A 25,618-nucleotide genomic window follows, 5' to 3' on the forward strand; every position below is an offset into this window, starting at 1 on the left:
GGGCGCTGGCCAGACTTCTTCCACGCGAGGGGTTCGATCGACATGACGACAACCGACCTGCCAACCACCGTCCCCTATCGGGAGGTGACGGACGCCAACGGCCGTACGTACCGGCTCGGCGAGTCCGACATCGACATCATGGGGCGCAAGCGCAAGTGGATGGTCATCCTGCCCTGGGTGGGCATGATGGGCATCAGCTCCGCGGAGTACGCGTTCGCGTCCGCGGAGGACACCCTGCACACCGCACATCACTGGGCCAGCGGCCACATCTTCTGGATGATGACCGTCTGGGTGTTCTTCCAGGCCGCCGTGGCCTTCCCCGCGGGGCGGCTGCGCGAGAGCGGCAAACTGCCGGCCCGCTGGGCGATGATGCTCGGCGCGGTGGGAACCCTGCTCGGCTATCTGTCCCTGGCGTACGCGCCGAGCGTCGTGTTCGCCTACATCGGCTTCAGCATGTTCAGCGGCATGGGCGCGGGCATGGTGTACGCGACCTGCGTCAACATGGTCGGCAAGTGGTACCCGGAGCGCCGGGGCGGCAAGACCGGCTTCGTCAACGGCGGCTTCGCCTACGGTTCCGTGCCGTTCGTGTTCATCTTCACCGGCGTCATGGACCTGACCAACTTCCGTACGGTGCTTGTTCTGGTGGGCCTTTTCCTGGCCTCCGTCGTGGCCGTGGCGGGGTTCTTCTTCAAGGACCCGCCGAAGAACTGGTGGCCCGGCGACGTCGACCCGCTCAACCCGCCGGACGACCCGCGCGCCCGCCGGTCGCTTGAGAAGAACCCGCCGGCCGTGAAGCAGTACTCCCCCGTGGAGGCCTGGAAGACCGGTCGGGTGGCGCTGATGTGGTTCTGTCTGGCGTGCACCTCGGGTGTGAACATCTTCGGGATCGCCTTCCAGGTCGACATCGGCAAGGAGGCGGGCTTCGCCAGCGGAATCGTGGCCACCGCGATGTCCCTCAAGGCGATCGTCAACGGCACCGGGCGCGGCGTCATCGGCTGGCTCTCCGACCGCTACGGCCGCAAGCAGTGCCTGCTGGCCGTGTGCGTCATCCTCGGCCTCGCGCAGTTCGGCATCATCTGGTCCGCGGACCTGCAGAACCTGACGCTGTTCCTGATCTTCTCCGCGGTCTCCGGCTTCGGCGGCGGCGCCATCTTCCCGATGTTCGCGGCGCTCACCGCCGACTACTTCGGCGAGAACAACAACGCCACCAACTACGGCATGGTGTACAGCTCGAAGCTCGTCTCCGGCCTCGGCGCGGGTATGGGCGCCGTGGTCGTGGGCACCTGGGGGCACTCCGGCGCGTTCATCCTGGCAGGCTCGATCTCGTTCTTCGCCGGGTTCGTGGCGCTGTTCCTGAGCCCGCCCGGGCGGCCGAAGCCCGGGAAGATCACACCGAATCCGCAGCCCATCAGCCGGGACGCGCACTGACGTCCCACCTCTCGATCCGCACCTCTCCTACGCAGAGCCCCCGGCACCGTGCCGGGGGCTCTGCGTGTGCGGGGCGTCGGTTGCGGGAGCGCCGTCAGCGGTCCTGCTCGCGCAGCGAGTGCAGGTGCGCGCTGGACTTGCGGGCGAAGGCGAGCGAGTCCACGGGGTTGTCGTGCTCGACCTGCCAGTGGTGGTAACGCCGGCCGGTCGGCGTGCGGCGCGTCACCTCGGACAGGAACCGCCGGTAGTCGATGTCGCCGTCGCCCACGTCCACCATCCGGTAGCCGTCCTTGGCGGCCTCGTCGTGCTCGCCGTCCTTGACGTGGAACAGCGGATACCGGTGCGGCTGCTTGAGCACGTAGTCCAGCGGCTCGAACGGCGCCGGAGTGCCGTCGACCCGCTTGGAGAAACGGAACTGCGCTGCGTACGCCCAGTAGATGTCCATCTCCAGGTACACCAGATCCGGGTCGGTCTCGGCGAGCAGCACGTCGTAGAGCCGCACGTCGGGCCGGTCGGTCGCGAAGGAGAACTCCTCGGCGTGGTTGTGCTGGTAGAACTTCATGCCGCGCTTCTTCGCGGCCGCGCCGTACGCGTTGAACTCCTCGGCGCAGCGCTTCCAGCCGTCGACGGTCGTGCCGTAGCGCCAGGGGCCCGAGGCCGTGCCGATGTGCTTCAGGCCGAGGGCCTGGGCCTCGTCGAGGACCTTTTCGAGGTTCTGCGCGAAGGTGTACGCGTTCGGGTCGTCGGCGTAGTAACCGACGTGGCTGCCGATGGGGTTGAGGCCGTGGTCGGCGGCGAGCCGCTTGAGCTGGGCGAGCGTGATGGGTCCCGCGGAGCCCTGGGTGTAGCCGGCGAACTCGATCTCGTCGTAGCCGTGTTCGCTCAACTCCTGGAAGACAGGGGCGAATCCGAGGGTGGAGACCTTGTCGCGCAGGCTGTAGAGCTGGATGCCGAGGCGGCCGGGCGGCAGTACGGGGCGGCCCTTGCTGGCGGCCATGGCCGTCGTGGTTGTCGCCCCTGCGGAGGTCTGGGCCGCTGCGGAGGTCGCGCCGGCGCCGACGAGCGCGGCGGCGCCGGCTCCCGCGGCGACGCCGAGCATGCCGCGGCGGCTGAGTCTGTGGGCGAGTTCGGGGTCGGACGTGGACGTGCGGGCGTTGCGGGGCATGCGGGAACTCCTTGCGGTCACGGGGCGTTGTCAGTGGTGTCTGGTTGAGTTGTTCTCAGTCGGCGAGTTGTTCTCAGTCGCGGTCAGGAATGCAGACCGGCGAGCTGAAGCAGCAGGGACTTCACATCGGTGGCCCGGATCGGGCCGGTGACAGCGCGGGGGGTGGAGCAGAGGATGAGCGGACCGTCGTTCGGGTCATCAGGAAGGCGCCCATGGCTGCCGCGAATAGGTGAGGCGTCCAGCGGCACCACCGCCATGCGGTAGCGCATCCCGAGTTTCTTGCGGGCGAGCGCCTTCGCGGCTTTGACCTTCACATACGGGTCGAGGGGATCCATGAACAGCTCGACCGGGTCGTATCCCGGCTTGCGGTGGATCTCCACGAGCTGAGCGAAGTCGGGTGCCCGTGCGTCGTCGAGCCAGTAGTAGTACGTGAACCAGGCGTCCGGCTCCGCGACGGCGACGAGTTCGCCGGCGCGCGGATGGTCCAGGCCGTACTCCTTCTTGCCCTCGTCGTCCAGGAGTTGATCGATTCCCGCCAGGCCCTGGAGTGCCTCACGAGCGGCGTCGAGATCTTCCGGGCGGCGGACGTACACATGGGCGATCTGGTGGTCGGCCACGGCGAAGGCGCGGGACGCCATCGGGTCGAGGTACTCCATGCCGTCCTGGGTGTGGACCTCGAGGAGTCCGGCGCGGCGCAGGGCGCGGTTGATGTCGACGGTGCGGCTGACCTTGGTGATGCCGTACTCGGAGAGCGCGACGACGGTGCGGCCCTCGCGGGCGGCGTCGTCGAGGAGGGGGGCCAGGGTCTGGTCCAGGTCGGAGGCGGCCTTGTGGGAGCGCGGATCGTCGGGACCGTAGCGCTGCAGGTCGTAGTCGAGGTGGGGGAGGTAGCAGAGCGCCAGGTCGGGGTTGCGGGTGTCGAGGATGTGGCGGGTCGCGTCGACGATCCACTGCGAGGAGACGATGTCGGCGCCCGGACCCCAGAAGTGGAAGAGGGGGAACCTGCCGAGTTTCTCGGTGAGTTCGTCGTGCAGGGCCGGGGGCCGGGTGTAGCAGTCGGGTTCCTTGCGGCCGTCGGCGTAATAGACGGGACGGGGGGTGACGGTGATGTCGGTGTCTGCGCCCATGGCGTACCACCAGCAGATATTGGCGACCGTGTAGCCGGGGTGGGCGCGCCGTGCGGCATCCCACAGCTTGTCGCCGGAGACCAGTCCGTTGTGCTGGCGCCACAGGAGTACGTCGCCGAGCTCGCGGAAGTACCAGCCGTTGCCGACGATGCCGTGCTCGGCGGGTGGGGCTCCGGTGAGGAACGTGGACTGGGCGGCGCAGGTCACCGCCGGGAGGACGGTGCCGAGTTCGGCGCTCGAACCGTCCTCGGCGAGGGCTTTGAGGCGCGGCATGTGGGCGAGGAGACGGGGGGTGAGGCCGACGACGTCCAGGACGAGCAGTGGGGTGGGAGCGGCTGTCGGGGCCGGCGGGTGCGTCATGGCAGTTCCTTGAGGCCGAGGTCGACGAGGAGATCGCGGGCGAGGGTGAGTTCGGCGGCGATGCCGTCGGCGAGCTGACTGCGCGCGCGGGGCCGCAGCGCGTCGGGCAGGGCCTGCCAGGTGTACGTCTCGACCTCCAGGTGGCGGGTGCGCGGATGGGCGCCGCCTACCAGGCGGGCGAGCGTCTCGCGCAGCACGGACAGGGTGGAGGTGAGCGGAGGCGCCGGTGCCGCGTGCAGCGGTACGTGGAAGTGGGCGCGCCAGGGGGTGGTGTCGGGCAGCGTGTCGCCAAAGAGGGCGGGGCCGAGGTCGTCGGTGCCGTGCAGCGCTCCGGCGGTGCGGGTGCGGGTCTGGTGCAGGAACCGGGGCTCGTCGAAGGCGGACAACGCCTCGCGGACTTCGGGGTGTTGGGGGTGTTCGGCGTGCAGGGCGGCGGACAGCTGGACCTTGGGGACGGCGATACCGGCTGTTTCCAGGGCGTCGAGAGCGGTGTGGGGATCTTCGAAGGAGGTGGCGAGATGACAGGTGTCGATGCAGATGCCGATGCGATCGGGAGCGGCGCTTGGGGCCGCGTGGTCCCCAAGGCCATTGCTGCCGGGGCGAGTTGGCTGCGCCGCTTGGCGGGGGCGTGGCACGGAGGGCGACTGCGTGGCCGCGGCGACTGCGGCGGAACGGCAGGCGGCCGGAGCGCTGGCGTCGGCGTCGGCGTCAGCGGGCGTGGTGGTGGCGCCGTCGGGCGTGGCACCCGGGACGGCGGGCGTGCCGCCCCTCGCGGCGGCGGGCGTACCGCTGCTCGCGGCGGCGGGCGTGGCGGTCGGGGCGGCGGGCGTGGTGGTCGCGGCGCGCCGGTGTATCTCCTCGCGTATGGCTGTGAGGGGGGCGATGGCGTCGGCGGTGGTTTCGACGATGCAGCCGGGCTCGGGTTCGAGGCCGATACGGATGGAGCGGCCGGTGAGCTCCTCCAGGGCGTCGAGCCGTTCGGCGAGTGTGACGAGGGCGCCGCGTGCGGTGGCCGCGTCCTGCTCGGTGAACGGGGTGCGCCAGGCCAGCGGCAGGGTGGAGATGCTGCCTTCCCTGACGTCGTCGGGCAGCAGTGCGGTGAGCAGCCGGGCCAGGTCGGTGGTGTGGGTGAGCCGTTCGGCGTCGGTCCAATCCGGCTTGTAGACCCGGTACTTGACCTCCTGGGCGCCGAATCCCTCATAGGGAAAGCCATTGAGGGTGACCACTTCGAGGCCACGCCGGTCGAGGTCGGCGCGCAGCTCACGCAGGGCGGCCGGGTCCGAGATCAGGGCGCGGGCTGCGTCGCGGGCCAGCCACAGGCCGATGCCGAGGCGGTCGCGGCCGAGTCTGCGGCGGACGGGCTCGCAGTAGTCGCGCAGCTGGGCGCGGACGCCGTCGAGGGTCTCGGCCGGGTGGACGTTGGTGCAGTAGGCGAGGTGGACGAGGGAGCCGTCGGGGTGCCGGAAGCGCATGGGTCACTCCCCTCCGCGCAGGATGGAGTTCCCTTCATGGGTCGCCCCGGTGTCCGTGCCGGGTGGGTCGAGGGTGAGGCGGCCGCTGAGTCCGTAGAAGGCGACGGGGTTCTGCCAGAGCACCTGGTCGACGTCGTCCTCGGTGAAGCCCGCCGCGAGCATGGCCTCGGCCACCTTGCGGGTCTTCAGCGGGTCGCTCCTGCCCCAGTCGGCGGCCGAGTTGACCAGGACCTTCTCGGGGCCGTAGGTCTGCAGCAACGCCACCATGCGGTCCTCGTCCATCTTGGTGTCGGGGTAGACGGAGAACCCGAGCCAACAGCCCGCGTCCTTGGCCTCCTTGACGGTGGTCTCGTTGAGGTGGTCGAGGAGGACACGTTGCGGGTCGAGCGCGGACTCGGCGACGACGTCCAGGGTGCGGCGCAGGCCGGCGAGCTTGTCGCGGTGCGGGGTGTGCACGAGCGCGGGGAGTTCGTGGTCGGCGGCGAGCTGCAGCTGGGCGGCGAGGGCCTGGTCCTCGGCCGGGGTCATCGAGTCGTAGCCGATCTCGCCGACGGCTACCACCCCGTCCTTGACGAGATAGCGGGGCAGCTGGTCGAGGACCGGGGTGCAGCGGGGGTCGTTGGCTTCCTTCGGGTTGAGGGCGATCGTGCAGTGGTGGGCTATGCCGTACTGCGCGGCGCGGAAGGGCTCCCAGCCGAGGAGGGCGTCGAAGTAGTCGTAGAAGGAGGCCGGGGACGTGCGCGGCTGACCGAGCCAGAAGGCGGGCTCCACGACGGCGCGTACCCCCGCGGCATACATCGCTTCATAGTCGTCGGTGGTCCGGGAGGTCATGTGGATGTGCGGGTCGAAGATTCGCATCAGGACTCCTTGCGGGACACGCGGGGTGCGCGGGACACGTCCTCGTCGGACTCGGCGGGCGCGGGCTCGGTCGGCGCTGCGGGCGCGGACGACGCGGCGGGCTCGGCGCACTCGGTCGGCGTGGCGGACTCGGACGACGCTGCGGGGCCGGTCGGCCCGGCGAGCTCCTTGCCCGCACCCGCACCCCCGCTCACGCCCTCGCCCTCGCCCTCCCCCTCGACCGGCGGCTGGGTGAGGCCGAGGACGCGGTGGAGATCGTCGGGGACGGGTCGGCCGGCGGCGGAGCGTTCGGCGGCATAGTCGCCGAGCATGCGGGCGAGTTCGGCGTCGCCTCGGGCTCGGACGCGCAGGCGGGCGACAGTTGCGACCGGTACGCCGATGAACAGGCACTTGAGGATCGCGTGTCGCCAGGCGTGGCGGTCGAGGTGCTCCCCGGCATACGGGCCGACTGCGGCGGCGACCAGACGGGGGTCGTTGGTCCGCAACGCGTCCTCGGTCAGTGGCAGGGCCTGCGGGCCTTGGACGAGATGCGGCAACGAGAGGAGGACGGCGCGGCGTTCATCGGCGGTGCCCTGCTGGTAGAGGCGGGTCACGGTGGCCAGGTCGGACTGGGCGGCCTGGAGGAGCAGGAGTCGGGCGGCGTCGGCGTGGGCGGCACCGCAGCGGCGGCCGGCCTCGGCGAACCGCAACTCCCAGAGAGGTGGTGGCCCTTGGGGGTCGGCGGAGGCATCGGACGGCTTGCCGGTGGAGGACTTGGCGTGGGCCGTCGCCTGCTCCAGCGCCTTGTCGAACCAGGCGCGGGCCGGGTCGTCGAGGGCGGCACGGAGTGCGGAGGAAGTGTCGGTCACCGGGGGCCTCCCTGTCCCGGTACGAACGTGAGGGGCAAGGCGGTGTTCGTGGCTCTGGTCGAGGGCGAGGCGGTGTTCGTGGCGCTGGTCGGAGGCGCGGGCGTGGTGGCGGCGGTCGTCGTGGGCGTCTGTGTTGCAGCCGTGGTCGCGGGTGTGGTCGCCGGTGCGGTCGTGGCCCCGGCTTCGGGTTGCGCGGCTGCGGCCTGGCGCAGGAAGTGGAGGGATTCTTCAGCGAGTTGGGGGCCGGCGTGGGAGTGGCGGGGCAGTTCCACGACGGTCAGGCCTTGGTAGCCGGTGGCGGCCAGGGCGTCGAGGACGGGCGGGAAGTCGATCTCGCCGGTACCGAAGGGGAGGTGTTCATGGACGCCGCGGCGCATGTCCTCGATCTGGACGTGCCGTAGCCACGGGCCGGCCGCGGTGACGCAGCCGGCGGGGGGCTCGGGCTCAAGGCACTGGCAGTGGCCGATGTCGAGGGTGAGGCCTAGCGCGGCCGGGTCACCGAGGTCGCGGCGCAGACGGTGGAAGTCGGCCAGGCGGGCGAGCAGATGGCCCGGTTCGGGTTCGACCGCGAGCGGAACTCCGGCCTCGGTGGCGGCGGTGACGACCGGTTCCATGGTCTCGGCCAGCCGCTTCCAGCCGGTCTCGGCGTCCGTGCCCGGCGGCAGGGTGCCACTGAAGCAGTGCACGGCATGGGCGCCCAGATCGGCGGCGACCTGGATGGCGCGCTGGAGCAGCTGCACGCGGGCGAAGCGGCCGTCCGGGTCGGGGTCGAGCAGGGAGGGGCCGTGTTTGCGGCGGGCGTCGAGTACGTAGCGGGCGCCCGTCTCGATGGTCACCGTGAGCCCCAGCTGGTCGAGGCGGCGCCCGACGTGACGGGTGCGGTCGGCCAGGTTCGGCGCCAGGGGGTCCAGGTGCATGTGGTCGAGGGTCAGGCCGAGGCCGTCGTAGCCGAGGTCGGAGAGGAGGGCGAGGGCGTCGTCGAGACGGAGGTCGGTGAGGCCGTTGGTGCCGTAGCCGAAGCGGAGGGTCATGAGGGCACCGTCCTGCTGCCGGAGGGGAAGGGGGTGAAGCCGTCGCTGCACGCACACGGGCCGGACGGAAAGGCGGTCAAGCCGTCGACGCACGCACGTTGCCCGGAGGGCAGGTGAGGCGTCTCGGAGGGAGGGAACCTGCGGCGGCTCACGTGGCGCTCACCCGCTTGCCCAGTCGGCGGGCGAGGGGGGCGAGGGCTGCCGTGGCGAGGGCCGTACCCAGGGAACCGGCGCGGGCGGCGAGGGCGGACTGGAGGGGAATCATGGCGCGGATGCCGCCGCCGACGGCACGTTGGGTGAGTTGCGGGGAGGGGTTGAGGGCGGCGTGCCACAGGGGGCGGGCGGCCGTGGCGACATACGCGGCGCCCAACAGGTGGTGCGGGGCGAGGCGGACGGTGGCCGGGCCGGGCAGACGGATCGCGGCGGGCCCGGGGAGCCGGACGGCATTGGGCCCGCCGGGTGATGCAACGACCCGTCCCAGCAGAGTGGTTGCGGCCAGGGCGGCGAGGGGTGTCAGGGCTGAGCCGCCCTGGGCCTCGCGGCGGGAGACGGTGGTGACCGCCAGGGTGTGGGCGGCGAGCACGGCCGAGGAGGGCAACGCGCGACGCACCGCGTCCGCCGTCACCCCCGCACGCGTGCCCGCACCCCCGACCCCGACCCCGGCACCAGTCCTCGCCCCGGTACCCGCCCCCACCTCGGCCCCAACCCCCGAAGCTACGGCCGCCGAAGTCATGGCCCTCTCAGCCACGGCCCCCGAAGCCACGGCCCCCAGCAGGAGGTCCAGGCCCCGGGCCGTGGCCATGGCTGCCGGGCCGGCGGCGGTGTGCTTGAGCTTCAGGTCGTACGCCCAGACCGAGCCGGCGAGGAGGCTCGCCACGGTCAGGGCGGGGCGGCCGGCGCGGGCGGCGAGGCCGAGGCCGGTAGCGGTGAGGACACCGGCGGCGGCGAGTGCGGCGCCGGGTGGGATCCGGCCGGAGGGCAGGGGGCGGTGGGGGCGGTCGACGGCGTCCTCGTCGTGGTCCGCCCAGTCGTTCAGGGCCATGCCGGCCTCGTACAGGCAGAGGGAGGAACCGATGGCGGCAAGGGTGTGGGCGTTGGGGCGGACGCCGATGGCGGCGGCACCGGCCAGGGCGTCCCCGGGGACGGTGAACAGGGCGGAGATGCGCAGGAGTTCGGCCCAGTCACGGGCGCGACCGAGGCGTGGTCGCCGTGCGTCGGACGGCGAACCCCCATCCCGGGAGCGCCCGTTCGCGGCCGAAATCCCGTTCGCGGCCGAAGCCCCATTCGCGGCCGATACCCCGTTCGCCCCCGAAGCCCCGTCGGGCCCGGGAGCCGCGCCCGGGCCCGGCGCCCAGTCGACGCCCCGACCATCGGAACGAGAGCTCACCCCCGGCTCGTACACACCAGAAGCACCAGAAGCACCAGACGCGCCGGGCACGCCAGGCACGCCAGGCACGCCAGCCGCACCGGACACACCAGAACGCCCCCCGTCGCCGTTCAGGGACCGCCCCGCCGCACCGACCCCACCCCTACGTCCGCGCCGCCTCACTGCCCCTCCCCCAGTCGCTCCGCGAAGGTCAGCAGGTCGGCGTACTGCTCGCCGAGGGCGGAGGTGTGGCCGTCGGGGTCCTTGAAGTAGAAGCCCAACTCGGGGCGTGGGCCGGTGAGTCCGAGGTCGGCGGAGCGGGCGAGGAGGCGGGCGAGGTCAAGGACGAGGGGGGCGGCGAGGGCGGAGTCGCAGCCCTGCCAGATGGTCTGCAGGACCATGCGGGAGCCGAGGAAGCCGTCGAAGGCGATGTGGTCCCAGGCGGTCTTCCAGTCGCCGAGGGACGGTACGTCGTCGATGTGCACCTCACCCTCGGGGGCGGTGCCGAGGACGTCGGCGAGGACGCGTTCCTTGCCCGCGTTCTTGGCGGCGGCCGCGGCCGGGTCGGCGAGGGCGGCGCCGTCGCCGCCGCCGAGGAGGTTCGTGCCGGACCAGGCGCGGACGTCGAGGGCGCGCTGCAGGAACATCGGCGCGAGTACGGCGCGGAGCAGGGTCTGGCCGGTCTTGCCGTCGCGTCCGGCGTAGGGCAAGACCGATGAAGCGGCCAAGGCGCCGAGCGCGGGGTGGTGCAGTCCGGTGGAGGGGGTGAAGTTGATGTAGGGGCAGCCGGAGCGGAGGGCGGCCGCGGCGTACAGGGAGCTGGCCGGGAGGCGCGGGTCGCCGTCGGCCGGGGCGGGTTCGGTGGAGGCGACGTTGACCACGACGGTCCGGGCGAGGCCGCGGCGGCGGGTGAAGTCGCTGATGTCGGCGGCGAAGGCGGCGATCAGCTCGTCGTCCGACCGGCCGTCGCCACTCACCGGCCCGCCCGACCTGATCTCGGTGTCGGCGGCGGCGAGTTCGGCGCGTACCGCCGACGGGAGTCCGTGCGGCAGGACTCCCCCGGCGGCGAGGTGCTCGGCGCGTTTGGGCAGCGGGCACTCCATCGTGTCGTGGCCGCCGAAGACGAGGGAGCCGAGGGGTGGCAGGCCGGAGTCGGCGAAGGGAGGTGTTTCGGTCACCATGCCGGTCGCCGGGTGGAGTCCGGCGGCCACCGCCGCACTTCCCGCGACCGCCGTGGTGGCGACCGAGCCGCGGGCGCCGATCAACCAGACGCCGTAGGAGGGGACAGGAGTGGACGAAGGGGTCACGGCACAGCCTCCTTGGATGGGTGGAGACGGCGGGCGGAGGTCCGGCGTCCCCCGCCCGCCGCCGTTCAACGGCCCGCGCCCGGGAGAGCGCGGACGTACAGAGCCGGAGCCGTCAGCCGCCGGACGGACCGGCGGATTCACCGGTCCTGTCGGCGGGTTCACCGGACGCCTCGGCGAGTTCCTTCACCCGGATGTCGCGGAACGCCACGCGGTCGCTGTCTCCGTGGTTCTGGATGCCGATGTGTCCCTGGGCCAGGCTCCGTGCCGGATCGGTGTTGGTGTAGTCGTTGATCTTCACGCCGTTGAGCCAGATCTGCAGGTGCTCGCCCTCGACGCGGAGTTCGTAGGTGTTCCACTGCCCCGGCGGGTTGAGCGCCTTGTCGCGGGCCTCGATGTCGGCGGACTGGAAGCCGTACACCGATCCCGTGGTCTTCTCCGGTACGTCGGTGGCGTCGATCTGGATCTCGTAGCCGTTGTCCACCGCCGACCAGGGGTCGTCGGAGGGCGGGAAGCCGATGAAGATCCCGGAGTTGTCGTCCCCGGCCTCGCCGGCCATCTTCCAGTCCAGCTTCAGGGAGTACGAGCCGAACTCCTTGGCCTCGTACCAGAGCATGCCCATGCCGCCGACGGTGGTGAGCGTGCCGTCCTTCAGCTCGAAGGAGCCGGGTCCTGCCTGCTTCCAGCCGTCCACCGAGGAGCCGTCGAAGAGCTTGGTGTAGCCCTGCTCGGGCCGGCAGTCGGCGTTGACGGCACCGGTGGCGTAGCGGATGCCGCCCAACAGGTGCTGTTTGAAGGCGGGTTCGGCGTACGACTCCTTGGTGTGGCCGCCGCCGGTGTAGAAGGAGCGGCCGCCTTCGAACTCCTGGCACCAGGCGATGGGATGGTCGCCGTTCATGGTGCCGCCGGTGTACGAGGACTCGTCGAGGGAGGCCAGGACGCGGGCGCGTGTCCGCGGGTTGGAGCGGTAGTTGTACCACTCGTCGGTGCGGTCCCAGGTCGGGCCGAGGTGGGCGGTCGCCTCGTGGGCGTGGTCCTCCACGTCGACCTTCGCGGGCTGGATGTGCGGGTGGGACTGGAAGTAGGCGCCCGCGAGTTCGCCGTAGAAGGGCCAGTCGTACTCGGTGTCGGCGGCGGCGTGGACGCCCACGTAGCCGCCGCCGTCCTTGACGTACTTCTCGAAGGCGGACTGCTGTTCCTCGTTGAGAACGTCGCCGGTGGTGGAGAGCCAGACGACGGCGTCGTACTTGGCGAGGTTGCCGGGTGTGAAGGCGCCGGCGTCCTCGGTGGCATCGACGGTGAAGCCGTGGGCGGCGCCGAGTTCCTTGACGGTGGCGATGCCTTCGGGGATGGAGTCGTGGCGGAAGCCGGCGGTCTTGGAGAAGACCAGGACCTGTTCACCGTCCTTGCCGGGTTTACCGGGCCGGTGGCCGGAGTCCGGGTCCGGCTTGGACGCCGCCGGTCCGGACACGCAGCCGATGAGCAGGGCCGCCGTCGCGGTCGCGGTGAGCAGTCGGGCTCGTGTGCGCATTGCGGTCACTCCCTCTCTCTGCTCGATGGGTCAGCCGGTGGTGAAGCTGAAGTCGTCGACCTCGTAGAGCGCTTCGGTGCCCTCGCCCTTGAAGACCAGGAAGAGCGTGGTGGTCTCGGCGGGGGCGCCGCTCAGGTCGGCACTCACGTCGGCGTAGGTCTCCGCGCCGCCGGTCGGGTCGACCTTGGCGGTGCCGAGGAGCTTGCCGTCGGCGGCTCCGGCGCGGACTTCGAGGGTGCCGCCGGCTCCGGCGGAGGCGACGCGGGCGGTGACCTTGGTGGCGTTGCCGAGGGCGTACGGCTTGAAGGAGACCCAGTCGCCGTTGTTGATCTCGCCGACGGCCTTGCCGCCGTGGGCGGCGCCGCGGCTCACCACGGACACGCCCTGGTTGTCGTCGAAGTGCTCGGCCTGGCGGTGCTTGGGCTGGACGACGTTCTGGTCGTGGGTGGTGAGGGCGGGCTGGCCGTTGGCACCCTTGTCGGTGTACTCGGCGTCGAAGACCCCGAAGATGTTGGCGTTGGGGTCGTGCTCGCCGTCGGCGGAGGTCTGGATGGTGCCCTCGCAGCCGTTGGCGGAGGTCACCGGGTGGCCGTGGCTGTCGTGGCCGAGGATGTGCGTGACCTTGACCTTGGAGCAGTCGATGGTGCCGTCCTCCGGGTCGGTGACGGTGACCTTGAAGGGCACCTTGTCGCCGAAGGTGAACAGCTGGCCGTCGGCCGGGAGTTCGAGCTTCACGGTCGGCGCGGTGTTGCCGACGGTGATGTGGGCGCTGGCCGAGCCGGTGCGGCCGGTCTTGTCGGTGGCGGTGACGGTGGCCGCGTAGACGCCGTTCTTCTCGAAGGTGTGCGTGGGGTTCTGCTCGGTTGAGGTGGCTCCGTCGCCGAAGTCCCACTTGTACGTGAGCTTGTCGCCGTCGGCGTCGGTGGCGTCGGCCTTGAGCTGCACCTTCAGCGGGGTCTGGCCGCTGGTGACGTCGGCGTCGGCCTCGACGACGGGCGAGTGGCCGTCGGTGGCGTTCTCGATGCGGTAGAGCGCGGAGTGCTCGTCGCCGTTGAAGAAGCCGGTGCCGTAGTCGAGGACGTAGAGGGCGCCGTCGGGGCCGAAGTCCATGTCCATGACCTGGGTGCCGGTCCAGGGGAAGTCGTTGATGGACTGCACGGCGCCCGCGTCGTCCTGGGCGATCCGCTTGATCCAGCGGCGGCCGAACTCACCGGCGAAGAAGTTGCCGTCGTAGGCCTCCGGGAACTTCACCTGCGAGTCGGAGTTCGCGTCGTAGCGGTAGACGGGGCCGCCCATCGGGGACTCGGAGCCGGTGCCGAACTCGGGGACGGAGCCGCCGTCGTAGGGGATCCAGGCTGCCTGGGCGGGCGGCAGGTCGGTGAGGCCGGTGTTGTGCGGCGACTCGTTCTTCGGGGCGGCGCAGTCGAAGGCGGCGCCGGAGGTCTGGTCGGCGAAGTTGTAGTCGATGTACGCGTCGTTCTTGCCGGTGCAGTACGGCCAGCCGAAGTTGCCGGGCTTGGTGACGCGGGCGAACTCGACCTGTCCCGCGGGGCCGCGCTTGGGGTCGGCGGTGCCGGAGTCGGGGCCGTAGTCGCCGACGTAGACGGTGCCGGTGGGCTTGTCGACGCTCATGCGGAAGGGGTTGCGGAAGCCCATCGCGTAGATCTCGGGGCGGGTCTTCTCGGTGCCCTTGGCGAAGAGGTTGCCGTCCGGGACGGTGTACGAGCCGTCCTCGGCGACCTTGATGCGGAGGATCTTGCCGCGCAGGTCGTTGGTGTTGCCGGAGGTGCGCTGCGCGTCGTAGGCCGGGTTGCGGTTCGCGCGCTCGTCGATGGGGGTGAAGCCGTCGGAGGCGAAGGGGTTGGAGTCGTCGCCGGTCGACAGGTAGAGGTTGCCGTCCTTGTCGAAGTCGATGTCGCCGCCGACGTGGCAGCAGATGCCGCGGTTGGCGGGGATGTCGAGGACCTTCTTCTCGCTGGCCGCGTCGAGGGTGCCGTCCTCCTTGAGGACGAAGCGGGAGAGCCGGTTCACGCCGTCGAACTTGGCGAAGTCCTCGGCGGTGCCCTCGTTGGGCGCGTCACCGGAGGGGGTCTCCATGGGCGGGGCGTAGTAGAGGTAAACGGCCCGGTTCTGGGCGAAGTTGGGGTCTACGCCGACGCCCTGGAGGCCCTCCTCGTCGTGCGAGTAGACGGGTATCTTCCCGGCGACCTTGGTGGTGCCGGTGGCGTCGGTGAGGCGCAGGGTGCCGTCGCGGGAGGTGTGCAGGACCGAGCGGTCCGGGAGCACGTCGAGTGTCATCGGCTCGCCCATCTCGGGCTCGCCCTTGGCGAGGGTGACCTGCTGGAAGTCCTCGGCCTTGGGGTCCTTGCCCTTCTTCCCGGCCGCGGGTTCGACGCCCGATGTGGGCGCGTCCGGTACGGCGGCGGCGGGGGCGGCGAGGGTCAGCGATGCGGTCGCCATCACGGCGCCGGCGAGCAGGGCGAGCGTCTTGCGCAGTCTGAGCCTGTCTCTGTGCACGAATGTCCTCCGGAATGCGGCCGGTGGTACTTGGCGTGTGCGATACGTGCGGTGCGCCGGGGTGCGCCGTCACCCCGGAGGGGCTCGTTTCCCTACATCTCAGGGAAGGTAGCCACGTTTGTCCCCGATAGAAAGCCCTTGCACAGAACAGGAGTTGGACTTTTCCCTGAGTCTGGACAAAGTGCTCAAGTGTGGGGGAATGATCTATTCCGCACCCCCGAAGGCCGCGTCGAACGACGCGGTGGGCGGCTCGAAGTCGTACGCCTTCAACGTCCGCAGGGCCTCGGGAGCGCCCTGGAGGCGGTCCATTCCCGCGTCCTCCCACTCCACCGAGACGGGCCCTTCGTAGCCGATCGAGCGGAGCATCCGGAAGACGTCCTCCCAGGGCACGTCGCCGTGGCCGGCCGAGACGAAGTCCCAGCCGCGCCGCGGGTCGCCCCAGGGCAGATGGGAGCCGAGGCGCCCGTTGCGGCCGTCGAGGCGGCGCCGGGCCTCCTTGCAGTCGACGTGGTAGATGCGGTCGCGGAAGTCGTAGAGAAAGTTTGTCGGGTCGAGGTCCTGCCAGACGAAGTGCGAGGGGTCGAAGTTCAGGCCGAACGCGGGCCGGCGGTCGACCGCCTCCAAGGCGCGAACCGTCGACCAGTAGTCGTACGCGATCTCGCTGGGGTGGACCTCGTGGGCGAAGCGGACGCCCTCCGCGTCGAAGACGTCGAGGATCGGGTTCCAGCGGTCCGCGAAGTCCTGGTAGCCGCGCTCGATCATGCCGGGCACGACGGGCGGGAACATCGCGACGAGGTGCCAGATCGCCGAGCCGGTGAAGCCGACGACGGTGTCCACGCCGAACGCCGCCGCGGCCCGCGCCGTGTCCTCGATCTCCGCCGCGGCCCGCTGCCGTACGCCCTCGGCCTCGCCGTCGCCCCAGATGCGGGCGGGCAGGATCGCCTGGTGCCGCTCGTCGATGATCGCGTCGCAGACGGCCTGGCCGACGAGGTGGTTGGAGATCGCCCAGCACTTGAGGCCGTACTTGTCGAGGAGCTGGTGCCTGCCCTTGATGTACGCGGGGTCCGCGAGGGCCTTGTCGACCTCGAAGTGGTCGCCCCAGCAGGCGAGTTCGAGGCCGTCGTAGCCGAAGTCGCGGGCGTGCCGGCAGACCTCCTCCAGGGGCAGGTCGGCCCACTGTCCGGTGAAGAGCGTGAAGGAACGTGGCATCGGTTCTCAAACCTCCAGGTCCGAAGCGTCCAGTGCCGGGATCGGGGTGTACGAGGAGTTCTTCGCCGCGCTCTCCTCCACCGCCGCGAGGACCCGCTGCACCCGCAGGCCGTCGGCGAAGGACGGCTCGGGCTGGGTGCCCGTGGCGATGGCGTGCACGAGGTCGCGGGCCTGGTGCGCGAAGGTGTGCTCGTAGCCGAGGGCGTGCCCCGGCGGCCACCAGCCCTCCAAGTACGGATGGTCGGCCTCGGTGACGAGGATGCGCCGGAAGCCCGCCGAGACCGCGGGCTCGGTGTCGTCGTGGAAGGACAGCTCGTTGAGCCGCTCCAGGTCGAAGGCCAACGAGCCCTTCTCGCCGTTGACTTCGAGGCGCAGCGCGTTCTTCCGGCCGGTCGCGAACCGGGTCGCCTCGAACGTGGCGAGCGCCCCGGAGGCGAGCCGCGCGGTGAACACGGCCGCGTCGTCGACGGTCACGGGCCCGCGCGCGGTTCCCGAGGCTCCCCCGCCCGCCGCGAGCCCGGCGGACGCCCCGGCGAGCAGGGGCCGTTCCCGTACGAAGGTCTCGGTCATCGCGGAGACGCCGACGATGTGCTCGCCCGCGACGTACTGCGCGAGGTCCACGATGTGCGCGCCGAGGTCGCCGAGCGCGCCCGAACCGGCGTGCTCCCGCTCCAGGCGCCAGGTCAGCGGGAACTCCGGGTCGACCAGCCAGTCCTGGAGATACACCACGCGCACATGCCGGATGCGGCCGAGGCGGCCCTCGGCGATCATGCGGCGGGCCAGGGCCATCGCGGGCACGCGACGGTAGTTGAACCCCACCATCGCCAACTGGCCGCGCCCACGCGCCCGTTCGGCCGCATCGGCCATCGCCTCCGCCTCCTCCACGGAGTTGGCGAGCGGCTTCTCGCACAGCACGTGCTTGCCCGCGTCCAGGGCCGCGATCGCGATCTCGGCGTGGCTGTCGCCCGGCGTGCAGATGTCGACGAGCTGCACGTCGTCGCGGTCGAGGAGGGCACGCCAGTCGGTCTCGGCGTGGGACCAGCCGAGGCGGTCGGCGGCGGCCCGTACGGCGCCTCCGTCGCGGCCGCAGATCGCCGTCAGCCGCGGTGCGAGCGGCAGGTCGAAGACGCGGCCGACGGTGCGCCAGCCCTGGGAGTGCGCGGCCCCCATGAAGGCGTAGCCGACCATGCCGACGCCCAGGTGCGGCCGTTCGGTCTCGCCCTGCTCCCCGTTGTGCTGCATACGAAATGCCTCCTCGTCGACGGCGGTGGGGGGTGTGGTCAACCCTGGTTCCGGGCCGCTCACTTGAAGCCGGTGGACATGTACTGCTTGACGTTGTCCTTGGTGACGACGGCCGAGTAGAGCGTGATCGACGACGGGATCTCGAACTCCGCCATGCCGCCGACGCCCTTGCCCTGGCCGAGTGCGCGGGCCAGGTCGATCGCGGAGGCGGCCATCGTCGGCGGGTAGAGGACGGTGGCCTTGAGGACGCCCTCGCCGGACTCGATGGCCTTCATCGCGGAGAGCGCGCCCGCCCCGCCGACCATGAAGAAGTCGTCCCGGCCGGCCTGCTCGATGGCGCGCAGGGCGCCCACGCCCTGGTCGTCGTCGTGGTTCCACAGGGCGTCGAAGTTCTTCTGCGCCTGGAGGAGTTGGGACATCTTGGACTGGCCGGACTCGACGGTGAACTCGGCGGCCTGCCGGGCGACCTTCTTGATGTTCGGGTAGTTCTTCAGGGCGGCGTCGAAGCCCTCGGTGCGCTGCTTGGTGAGCTCCAGGTTGTCGAGCCCGGCGAGCTCGACGACCTTGGCGTTCTTCTTGTCCTTGAGCTGCTCGCCGATGTAGTGCCCGGCGTTGAGGCCCATGCCGTAGTTGTCGCCGCCGATCCAGCAGCGGTACGCCTGCGGGTTCGCGAAGATCCGGTCGAGGTTGACGACGGGGATGCCGGCCCGCATCGCCTTGAGCCCGGCCTGCGTCATGGCCTTGCCGTCGGCGGGCAGGATGACGAGGACGTCGACCTTCTTGTTGATGAGGGTGTCGATCTGCCCGATCTGCGCCGCCGTGTCGTTGGAGCCCTCGGTGATCTCCAGGGTGACGTCCTTGTACTTCTTGGCGCGTTCCTTGGCGTTGACGTTGATGGCGTTGAGCCAGCCGTGGTCGGCCTGGGGCCCGGCGAAGCCGATGGTGACGGGCTTGCCCGGCTTGTCGTCGGCGACGGGCGCGTCGGCCGCCTGGCCGCCGCTGCCCTCCTTGGGCTCGTTGCTGGTGCAGGCGGTGAGGAACGCTCCGCCGGAGAGAGCGGCGGCTCCGAAGAGGAGCCTTCTGCGGGTGGCGGCGGTTGGCAGGCTTGGCTTGTCAGACATGGCGGACCCTTCGCGTAAGGCCGGTCTCTACGGGGAAGTGCGGTGCTGCACGGGGAAGTTCGGGCTGGTCAGGGCGTGTGCGACGTACGCCGCTGGACGAGCACCGCGGCGACGATGATCGCGCCCTTGGCGATCTGCTGGGTCGCGCTCTCCAGGTTGTTGAGCGCGAAGATGTTCTGGATCGTGATGAAGATCAGTACGCCGAGGACGGAGCCGGTGACGGTGCCCCGGCCACCGCTGAGCAGGGTGCCGCCGATGATCGCGGCGGCGATGGCGTCCAGCTCGTACAGGTTGCCGTTGGTGTTCTGGCCCGACCCGGCGAGCACGATCAGCAGGAACGCGGCGATGCCGCAGCACAGGCCGGACAGCAGATACAGGTAGAGGCGCTGACGGCGGACGTCGATGCCGGCGAGCCGGGCGGCCTCCGCGTTGCCGCCGACGGCGACGGTGCGGCGGCCGAACGTGGTCCGGTTGAGGACCAGCCAGCCGATCACCGTGACGGCGGCGAAGACCAGGACGAGCGGCGGGATGCCGAGGAGGTACGCGTCGCGCTCGCCGAGGTCGAGGACCGACGGGATGGTCACCATCTGCGTCTTGCCCTCGGTGATCTGCAGGGCGAGCCCGCGCGCCGAGGCCAGCATGGCGAGGGTGGCGATGAACGGCACCATGCCGCCGTACGCGATGAGCACGCCGTTGACGAGTCCGCAGCCCAGGCCGACGATCACGGCGGTGAAGAGGATGCCCGCGAAGCCGTACTCCTGGGTGGCGACGGTGGTGGCCCAGACCGAGGCGAGGGCGACGATCGCGCCGACGGACAGGTCGATGCCGCCGGAGGTGATCACGAACGTCATGCCGACGGTGACCACGCCGATCACCGAGGCCTGCGTGAGGATCAGCTGGACGTTGCTGGTGGCGAGGAACGCGTCGGGCTTGGTGAGACCGCCGATCAGGGCGAGCCCGACGAGGACGCCGATCAGGGACAGGGTGCGCACGTCGGCGCGGAACAGGCGGGCGCTCCAGGGGCTGCCGTCGCCGCCGCCGGAAGCGGACTTCCCAGATCCGGGTCCGCCGCCGTCGAGCAGGGGTCCCTCCTGCCGTGCGGGCGTCGCTGGCTGCGTCATGACGCCGGGCTCCCTTCCATCACGAGATCGAGTACGCGGTGTTCGTCGAGGTCGCGCGCGGGCGCAGTGTGGACGACGCGGCCCTCGCGCAGGACGAGGACGCGGTCGGCGAGGCCGAGGACTTCGGGGACCTCGCTGGAGACGAGGAGCACGCCCAGCCCGTCGTCGGCGAGCCTGCGGATCACGGCGTACAGCTCGGCGCGGGCGCCGACGTCCACGCCGCGGGTGGGCTCGTCGAGGAGCAGTACCCGGCAGCCGCGGAGCAGCCAACGGGCGAGTACGGCCTTCTGCTGGTTGCCGCCGGAGAGGGTGCGCACGGGCGCGGAGGGCCGGTCGGGCTTGAGGGACAGTTCGCGGGTGGCGCGGCGCGCGGCGGTGAACTCGGCGCCCCGGTCGAGCCAGCCTCCGCGCGAGAAGCGGGACATGGAGGAGACGGAGACGTTCCGGGTGATGGACTCCAGCATCAGCAGGGCCTGTGCCTTGCGCTCCTCGGGGGCGAGACCGAGCCCGGCGCGCACGGCGGACCGCACGCTCCCGGTCTTCAACGGCCGCCCGTCGACGAGCACTTGACCGGCATCCGGTTTGCGTGCGCCGTAGATGGTCTCCAGGATCTCGGAGCGCCCGGAGCCCACGAGTCCGGCGAGCCCGACGATCTCGCCGGGGCGCACCTCCAGGTCGACGGGCTCGAACTCCTCGGCCCTGGTCAGGCCCCGCACGCTCAACAGGGGCTCGCCAAGCGGCACTTGAGCGGGCCGCTCGGGGAAGACGTACTCGACGTTGCGGCCGGTCATCAGGGCGACCACGTCACGGGTCGGGGTGGACTTGGCGGGCAGTCCGCCGGCGACGGCGCGGCCGTCCTTGAGGACGGTGACGCGGTCGCCGATGCGCCGGATCTCTTCGAGGCGGTGCGAGATGTAGACGACGGCGACGCCTTCGGCGGTGAGGTCGGCGACGATCCGGAAGAGGTTGGCGACCTCGTCGGGGTCGAGTGCGGCGGACGGCTCGTCCATCACGATGAGCCGTACGTCGTGGGAGAGCGCCCGCGCCATGGAGACGATCTGCTGCTGCGCGGCGGAGAGTTCGCCGACGAGCCGGGCCGGGTCGATCTCGGCGTGCCCGAGCCGGCTGAGCAGCCCGGCGGCGGTGTTCCGTGCCTCCCGGCCGCGTACGACGAAACCGGCGGCGGTGGGCTCGTGCCCGAGGAAGACGTTCTCGGCGACGGAGAGCCCCTCCACCAGGTCGAGTTCCTGGTAGATGGTGGCGACACCGAGGCGCATGGCGGCGATCGGCGACTTCAGGGTGACGGTGTCGCCGCGCCAGGTGATGCGGCCGCCGTCGGGCTGGTGAGCGCCGGCGAGCACCTTGATGAGGGTGGACTTGCCGGCGCCGTTCTGCCCGAGCAGGCAGTGCACTTCACCGGCGCGCACCTCCAGGTCCACGCCGTCGAGCGCGCGGACGCCGGGGAAGGACTTGGTGATGCCGGACATGGTGAGCAGGGGCGGCGCGTCGGCGGAGGTCACCGACTCGGCGGCGGGCAGCGGTGGTTCTGGTGCCATGGGTGGTTCCCCTTGCGGGTGCGGGGCAGGTTCAGGCAGAGCAGGTTCAGGGCAGAGCAGGTTCAGGGCAGGGCAGAGCAGGGCAAAGCGGGCGGTGCGGGACGCGCTGTGCTGTCGTACGGGCTACGCGGGTGCTGTCGTACGGGCTTGCTGCTGTGCGGGCGTACGTACCGGTCAGGCCGGTGAGAACAGGTGGTCGCTGATCAGGCGGGCGGCGCCGATGACTCCGGCGGTGGGGCCCAACTCGCCCAGGACGATGGGGAGATTGCCGGTCGCGAGGGGCAGCGACTGGCGGTAGACCTGGGTGCGGATCGCGGCGAGGAGCGTGTGCCCGAGTCCGGTCACGCCACCGCCGATCACCACCAGGCCGGGATTGAAGAAGCTGACGAGTCCGGCGATGACCTGGCCGGTGCGGTTGCCGCCCTCTCGGATCAGTTCGAGGGCGACGGGGTCGCCCGCGGCAGCGGCGGCGGCCACGTCGACGGCGGAGAGGGAGCCCGCGGCTTCGAGTCGGCCGGCGAGTTCCGCCGAGCGGCCCTGGATGGCGGCCTCCTCGGCGTCCCGCGCGAGGGCGGCACCGCTGAAGTGCGCCTCCAGGCAGCCCTTGTTGCCGCAGGCGCAGGGCCGTCCGTCGGGTTCGACCTGGATGTGGCCGATGTCCCCGGCACTGCCCGTCGTACCGCGGTAGACCTCGGCGCCGACGACGAGGCCGCAGCCGATGCCCGTACCGATCTTGACGCAGATGAAGTCGTCCACGGAACGGGCGACTCCGGCGTGCTGTTCGCCCATGGCCATGAGGTTCACGTCGTTGTCGACCATGACCGGGCAGCCGAGGTCCTGGCTGAGCGCCTCGCGCACCGGGAAGCCGTCCCAGCCGGGCATGATCGGCGGTGCGACGGGGATGCCCTCGGGGAACCGGACGGGTCCCGGCACTCCGATGCCGCTGCCGTCGAAGCCCTCGGCGAGCCCGGAGGCCTTCAACTTGGCCGCCATGGCGAGGACTTGCTCGAAGACCGCGACAGGCCCCTCGCGTACGTCCATCGGCTGGTTGATGTGGCCGAGCACTTCCAGCTCGGCGTTGGTGACGGCCACGTCGACCGAGGTGGCGCCGATGTCCACGCCGAGGAAACGGAGTTCGGGCGCGAGCCGGATGTTGTGCGAGCGGCGGCCGCCGCGCGAGGCGGCGAGTCCGTCGGCGACGACGAGGCCGGTCTCCAGGAGCCGGTCGACCTCGACAGCCAGCTTCGACCGGGAGAGGTCGACCTGATCACCCAGCTGGGCACGGGAGTTGGGCCCGCCGTCACGCAGCAGGCGGAGCAGTCGCGCCTGGTGCGCGTTCGCGGGTCGAGCCGTCATCCGTCTCACGCCGCCCCTCCCGCCGTCGACAGGCCTCATCGGACGGCACCACCGCCCTTCAGCCGCTACGGGCCGTCGGTGGCGCCTGCTTTCGAGGGGAACGTAGCAGCGGCTGCCGGGGGTGGGAAGAACTTGCGCAGGAAGTGGGTCCTACTTTTTCCTGCGGCAGGACAAAGGGTGGTCGTCGTGCAGGGCGAGCGGGCGTGCTACGCGTTGCGCTGGTGGTACGTCGCCCGCGTGTGCTCCGTGTGCGCGCGCATGACCTCCGTCGCACGGCTCTCGTCCCGGTCGCTGATCGCCGCGATCAACGCCCGGTGCTCGATCCACGACTGCTTGCCGCGCTGCCGGGCCACGGGCGTGTAGTACCAGCGGACCCGCCGGTCGACCTGGCCCGCGAGTTCGGCGAGGACGAGGTTGCCGGCGAGCTCCATCACCTTGGCGTGGAAGGCGGCGTTGGTGGCGACGACGGTGTCCACCTCGCCGTCGGCCACGGCCTGTTCGCCGGTCGCGCAGAGCTCTTCGAGTGCGGTGATCCCGGCCGAGGTGGCGTTGGCCGCGGCGAGCCGGGCGGCCTCGGCCTCCAACAGCGTGCGGACGGTGAGGAGTTGATCGGCCTCCTCCTCCGTCGGCTCGTGCACGAACGCGCCCTGGGCGGGCCGCAGGTCGACCCAGCCCTCGGTGTTCAGCCGCTGCAGCGCCTCGCGCACCGGCTGTCTGGACACGCCCAGGTGCCCGGCCAGCTCGCTCTCGACCAGGTGCTGGCCCGGGCGCAGGGCGCGGGTGGTGATGAGTTCGAGCAGGGCCTCGTACACCCGCTCGCGCAGCGGGCCCGGCCGCTCCAGTTTCGGCACGGCACCGTGCGGCAGTCCTGCGGACAACATCGCGGTCCCCCTCGTCGGCCTCGGATCGTCGGCACGGAGCGGCCGCCGCAGACAGGACGGAGCCGCTTCCACATTGGCTATCGTCTACAGTCTACCGAGCACAATGGCCAGTACACAGGGGAGTTGGGCTCGTCACACGCTCGTCACACTCGGCACCGGCGGCCGGAATCGACCGGTCCGCCCCGGTCTGCGTACTCGCCGACGAGGGCGCTCCTCAGGGGCAGCGCACGACCTGACCGGCGTACGACAGGTTCCCGCCGAAGCCGAAGAGCAGCACCGGCGCCCCGGGCGGGACTTCGCGCCGTTCGACGAGCTTGGACAGGGCGAGCGGGATGCTCGCGGCCGAGGTGTTGCCGGACTCCACGACATCCCGGGCGACGACCGCGTTGACGGCCCCGATGCGCTGGGCGACGGGTTCGATGATGCGCAGGTTGGCCTGGTGGAGGACGACCCCGGCGAGGTCCTCGGGCGCGAGTCCGGCGCGCTCGCACACCTTCCGGGCGATGGGCGGGAGCTGGGTGGTCGCCCACCGGTACACGCTCTGGCCCTCCTGCGCGAAGACCGGCGGTGTGCCCTCGATGCGCACGGCGTGCCCCATCTCGGGCACGGAACCCCAGAGCACGGGCCCGATGCCCGCCTCTTCCCCGTCCGCCACGGCCTCGACGACCGCGGCGCCCGCGCCGTCCCCGACCAGGACACAGGTCGTACGGTCGCTCCAGTCCGTGACGGCGGACATGTTGTCGGCGCCGATCACCAGCGCGCGGGTCGCCGAGCCCGCCCGGATCGCGTGGTCCGCGGTGGCCAGGGCGTGCGGGAACCCGGCGCAGACCACGTTCAGGTCGAGCACGGCGGGCGAGGGCATGCCGAGGCGGGCGGCGACGCGGGCGGCGGTGTTCGGGGAGCGGTCGACCGCGGTGGAGGTGGCGACGACGACGAGGTCGATCTCGTCGGCGGTGCGGCCCGCACCGGCCAGGGCCTTGGCGGCGGCCTGCGCGGCGAGCGCGTCGACGGGCTCGTCGGGGCCCGCGATGTGCCGGGTGCGGATGCCGACGCGGCTGCTGATCCACTCGTCGCTGGTGTCGACGAGCCGCGCGACGTCGTCGTTGGTGAGCACCTTCGTGGGCTGATGGTGGCCGACCGCGGTGATACGCGTGCCGTTCGTGCCGTACATGGTGCGGGGCCTCCGACGCCGGGTGCTGAGCAGGAGGCCCCAGTCTCGTCAGCGACTCACGGGTACGAGGGCACGCAAGGTGACAGTATTTGGCCGCCTTGGTTGGAGCTTTCCCTTACCCGTCAATCGCCGGAGGGGCTCAATTTTGAGCCCCTCCGGCGATTGAGGAGCGGGGTCCGGGGCGGAGCCCCGAAGCGCCGCAGGCTTTCGGGAAGGGGCGGGTAGGGGAAAAAAACTCAGCGCACCCTGCGAGCCCGGAGCACCACGTCCTCATGATGATGCGCCCCCGCCCCGCCCTCAATTTCGCGAGGCCGCTGCTCATGCACCTCGACCTCCCAGTCCCCGGTGAGCAGCGCGGCGACCGTCGCGGGCAGGACGTAGTCCTCCGGGTCGAAGCCCGCCTCCTGGGCGTGCTCGGCGTCGACGACGTGGTGGACGAGCAGCAGGACGCCGCCGACCTTCACGGATGCGAGCAGCGCGCGCTCCGCCGTCGCCTCGGGGGTGCGGAGCAGGGCCGGGTACTGGGCGGAGACCAGGTCGAAGGAGCCCGGCGCGAGATCCGCCTCGGTCAGTTCGGCGTGGATCCAGTGGACGGAGACCCCGGCGTCGCGCGCGTGCGCGGCCGCCCGGTCGAGCGCGACGCCGGAGACCTCGACCGCGGTCACGTCCCAGCCGCCGCGCGCGAGCCAGATGGCGTCGGCGCCCTCGCCGCAGCCCACGTCGAGGACCCGCCCCGGCGTGAGCCCGGCGACCTCGGCCACCAGCGCGCCGTTGGGCCGGCCGCTCCAGAGCTGCTGTCGGTCGGCGTACCGGTCGTCCCACTCCGCGCGTACGGAAGCGTCGCCGAGGTAGCCGTCGGTACGGGGTGCTGCGATGTCGTCTGTCATGCGCCCACCGTGCCTCGGCCGCCTCCGCGACGCCCACAAATCTTGCCGGTACGGCAAACCGGGCGTG

Annotated in this window: 19 protein-coding genes and 2 pseudogenes; 1 reads left to right on the forward strand and 20 read right to left on the reverse strand. The window is 71.3% G+C overall.

From position 1 onward, the window contains the following. The first annotated feature begins 42 nt into the window (after positions 1–42). Positions 43–1,428, forward strand: a complete 1,386-nt coding sequence (locus RCO28_RS28120) for an OFA family MFS transporter (RefSeq protein WP_308944080.1) — start codon at positions 43–45, stop codon at positions 1,426–1,428. Positions 1,429–1,522: 94 nt separating this feature from the next. Here the strand turns inward: RCO28_RS28120 and RCO28_RS28125 are convergent, their stop codons facing one another. The 20 genes and pseudogenes from RCO28_RS28125 to RCO28_RS28215 all read right to left on the reverse strand — a co-directional run bounded on the left by RCO28_RS28125 (position 1,523) and on the right by RCO28_RS28215 (position 25,551). After that, complete coding sequence (locus tag RCO28_RS28125) at positions 1,523–2,593, reverse strand: sugar phosphate isomerase/epimerase (protein ID WP_308944081.1); 1,071 nt, start codon at positions 2,591–2,593, stop codon at positions 1,523–1,525. An 83-nt stretch (positions 2,594–2,676) separates the two neighbouring features. Next, positions 2,677–4,080, reverse strand: a complete 1,404-nt coding sequence (locus tag RCO28_RS28130; protein ID WP_308944082.1) for an alkaline phosphatase family protein — start codon at positions 4,078–4,080, stop codon at positions 2,677–2,679. Continuing rightward, positions 4,077–4,631 (reverse strand): annotated as a pseudogene (locus RCO28_RS39470) (xylose isomerase); the annotation flags it as partial. The gene RCO28_RS28130 and the pseudogene RCO28_RS39470, both read right to left, overlap by 4 nt. 312 nt (positions 4,632–4,943) lie before the next feature. Beyond that, a pseudogene (locus RCO28_RS39475) lies at positions 4,944–5,552 on the reverse strand (xylose isomerase); the annotation flags it as partial. A 3-nt stretch (positions 5,553–5,555) separates the two neighbouring features. Further along, positions 5,556–6,410, reverse strand: coding sequence for a TatD family hydrolase (locus RCO28_RS28140; RefSeq protein WP_308944084.1), 855 nt, complete (start codon positions 6,408–6,410; stop codon positions 5,556–5,558). Further along, positions 6,410–7,258: an EboA domain-containing protein gene (locus tag RCO28_RS28145; protein ID WP_308944085.1), complete on the reverse strand. Its 849-nt coding sequence runs from the start codon at positions 7,256–7,258 to the stop codon at positions 6,410–6,412. The genes RCO28_RS28140 and RCO28_RS28145 overlap by 1 nt, the downstream gene beginning before the upstream one ends. Then, a complete protein-coding gene (locus RCO28_RS28150) occupies positions 7,255–8,289 on the reverse strand; it encodes a sugar phosphate isomerase/epimerase family protein (protein ID WP_308944086.1) in 1,035 nt (344 codons plus the stop codon). Before RCO28_RS28150 ends, RCO28_RS28145 begins: the two co-directional genes overlap by 4 nt. A gap of 148 nt (positions 8,290–8,437) precedes the next feature. Beyond that, positions 8,438–9,676 (reverse strand): SCO3242 family prenyltransferase, encoded by a 1,239-nt coding sequence (locus RCO28_RS28155; protein WP_308944087.1) that lies wholly within the window; start codon positions 9,674–9,676, stop codon positions 8,438–8,440. Between the two features lie 158 nt (positions 9,677–9,834). Then, on the reverse strand, positions 9,835–10,962 hold the full coding sequence (locus RCO28_RS28160; RefSeq protein WP_308944088.1) for an inositol-3-phosphate synthase: 1,128 nt from the start codon (positions 10,960–10,962) through the stop codon (positions 9,835–9,837). 112 nt (positions 10,963–11,074) lie between these two features. Further along, a complete protein-coding gene (locus RCO28_RS28165; RefSeq protein WP_308944089.1) occupies positions 11,075–12,490 on the reverse strand; it encodes a ThuA domain-containing protein in 1,416 nt (471 codons plus the stop codon). A gap of 30 nt (positions 12,491–12,520) precedes the next feature. After that, a complete protein-coding gene (locus RCO28_RS28170; protein ID WP_308944155.1) occupies positions 12,521–14,950 on the reverse strand; it encodes a PQQ-dependent sugar dehydrogenase in 2,430 nt (809 codons plus the stop codon). A gap of 261 nt (positions 14,951–15,211) precedes the next feature. After that, entirely contained in the window at positions 15,212–16,216 is a 1,005-nt protein-coding gene (locus RCO28_RS28175; protein WP_308944090.1) for a sugar phosphate isomerase/epimerase family protein, read from the reverse strand. 6 nt (positions 16,217–16,222) lie between these two features. Beyond that, the gene (locus tag RCO28_RS28180) at positions 16,223–17,458 is read right to left on the reverse strand and encodes a Gfo/Idh/MocA family oxidoreductase (RefSeq protein ID WP_308944091.1); all 1,236 of its coding nucleotides are present in this window, start codon (positions 17,456–17,458) and stop codon (positions 16,223–16,225) included. Between the two features lie 59 nt (positions 17,459–17,517). After that, entirely contained in the window at positions 17,518–18,579 is a 1,062-nt protein-coding gene (locus RCO28_RS28185) for a substrate-binding domain-containing protein (protein WP_308944092.1), read from the reverse strand. A gap of 68 nt (positions 18,580–18,647) precedes the next feature. Next, the gene (locus RCO28_RS28190; RefSeq protein WP_308944093.1) at positions 18,648–19,700 is read right to left on the reverse strand and encodes an ABC transporter permease; all 1,053 of its coding nucleotides are present in this window, start codon (positions 19,698–19,700) and stop codon (positions 18,648–18,650) included. Further along, positions 19,697–21,187 (reverse strand): sugar ABC transporter ATP-binding protein, encoded by a 1,491-nt coding sequence (locus RCO28_RS28195; RefSeq protein WP_308944156.1) that lies wholly within the window; start codon positions 21,185–21,187, stop codon positions 19,697–19,699. Before RCO28_RS28195 ends, RCO28_RS28190 begins: the two co-directional genes overlap by 4 nt. 243 nt (positions 21,188–21,430) lie before the next feature. Then, positions 21,431–22,612 (reverse strand): ROK family transcriptional regulator, encoded by a 1,182-nt coding sequence (locus tag RCO28_RS28200; protein ID WP_308944094.1) that lies wholly within the window; start codon positions 22,610–22,612, stop codon positions 21,431–21,433. 206 nt (positions 22,613–22,818) lie between these two features. Beyond that, a complete protein-coding gene (locus RCO28_RS28205; protein ID WP_308944095.1) occupies positions 22,819–23,493 on the reverse strand; it encodes a GntR family transcriptional regulator in 675 nt (224 codons plus the stop codon). Positions 23,494–23,707: 214 nt separating this feature from the next. Continuing rightward, positions 23,708–24,664: a beta-ketoacyl-ACP synthase III gene (locus RCO28_RS28210; protein WP_308944096.1), complete on the reverse strand. Its 957-nt coding sequence runs from the start codon at positions 24,662–24,664 to the stop codon at positions 23,708–23,710. Between the two features lie 236 nt (positions 24,665–24,900). Continuing rightward, positions 24,901–25,551 carry a class I SAM-dependent methyltransferase gene (locus RCO28_RS28215; RefSeq protein ID WP_308944097.1) on the reverse strand — a complete coding sequence of 217 codons (651 nt, stop codon included), beginning with the start codon at positions 25,549–25,551 and terminating at the stop codon, positions 24,901–24,903. Between the last annotated feature and the right edge of the window lie 67 nt (positions 25,552–25,618).

The organism is Streptomyces sp. LHD-70 (genome assembly GCF_031157275.1).
GTDB lineage: Bacteria > Actinomycetota > Actinomycetes > Streptomycetales > Streptomycetaceae > Streptomyces.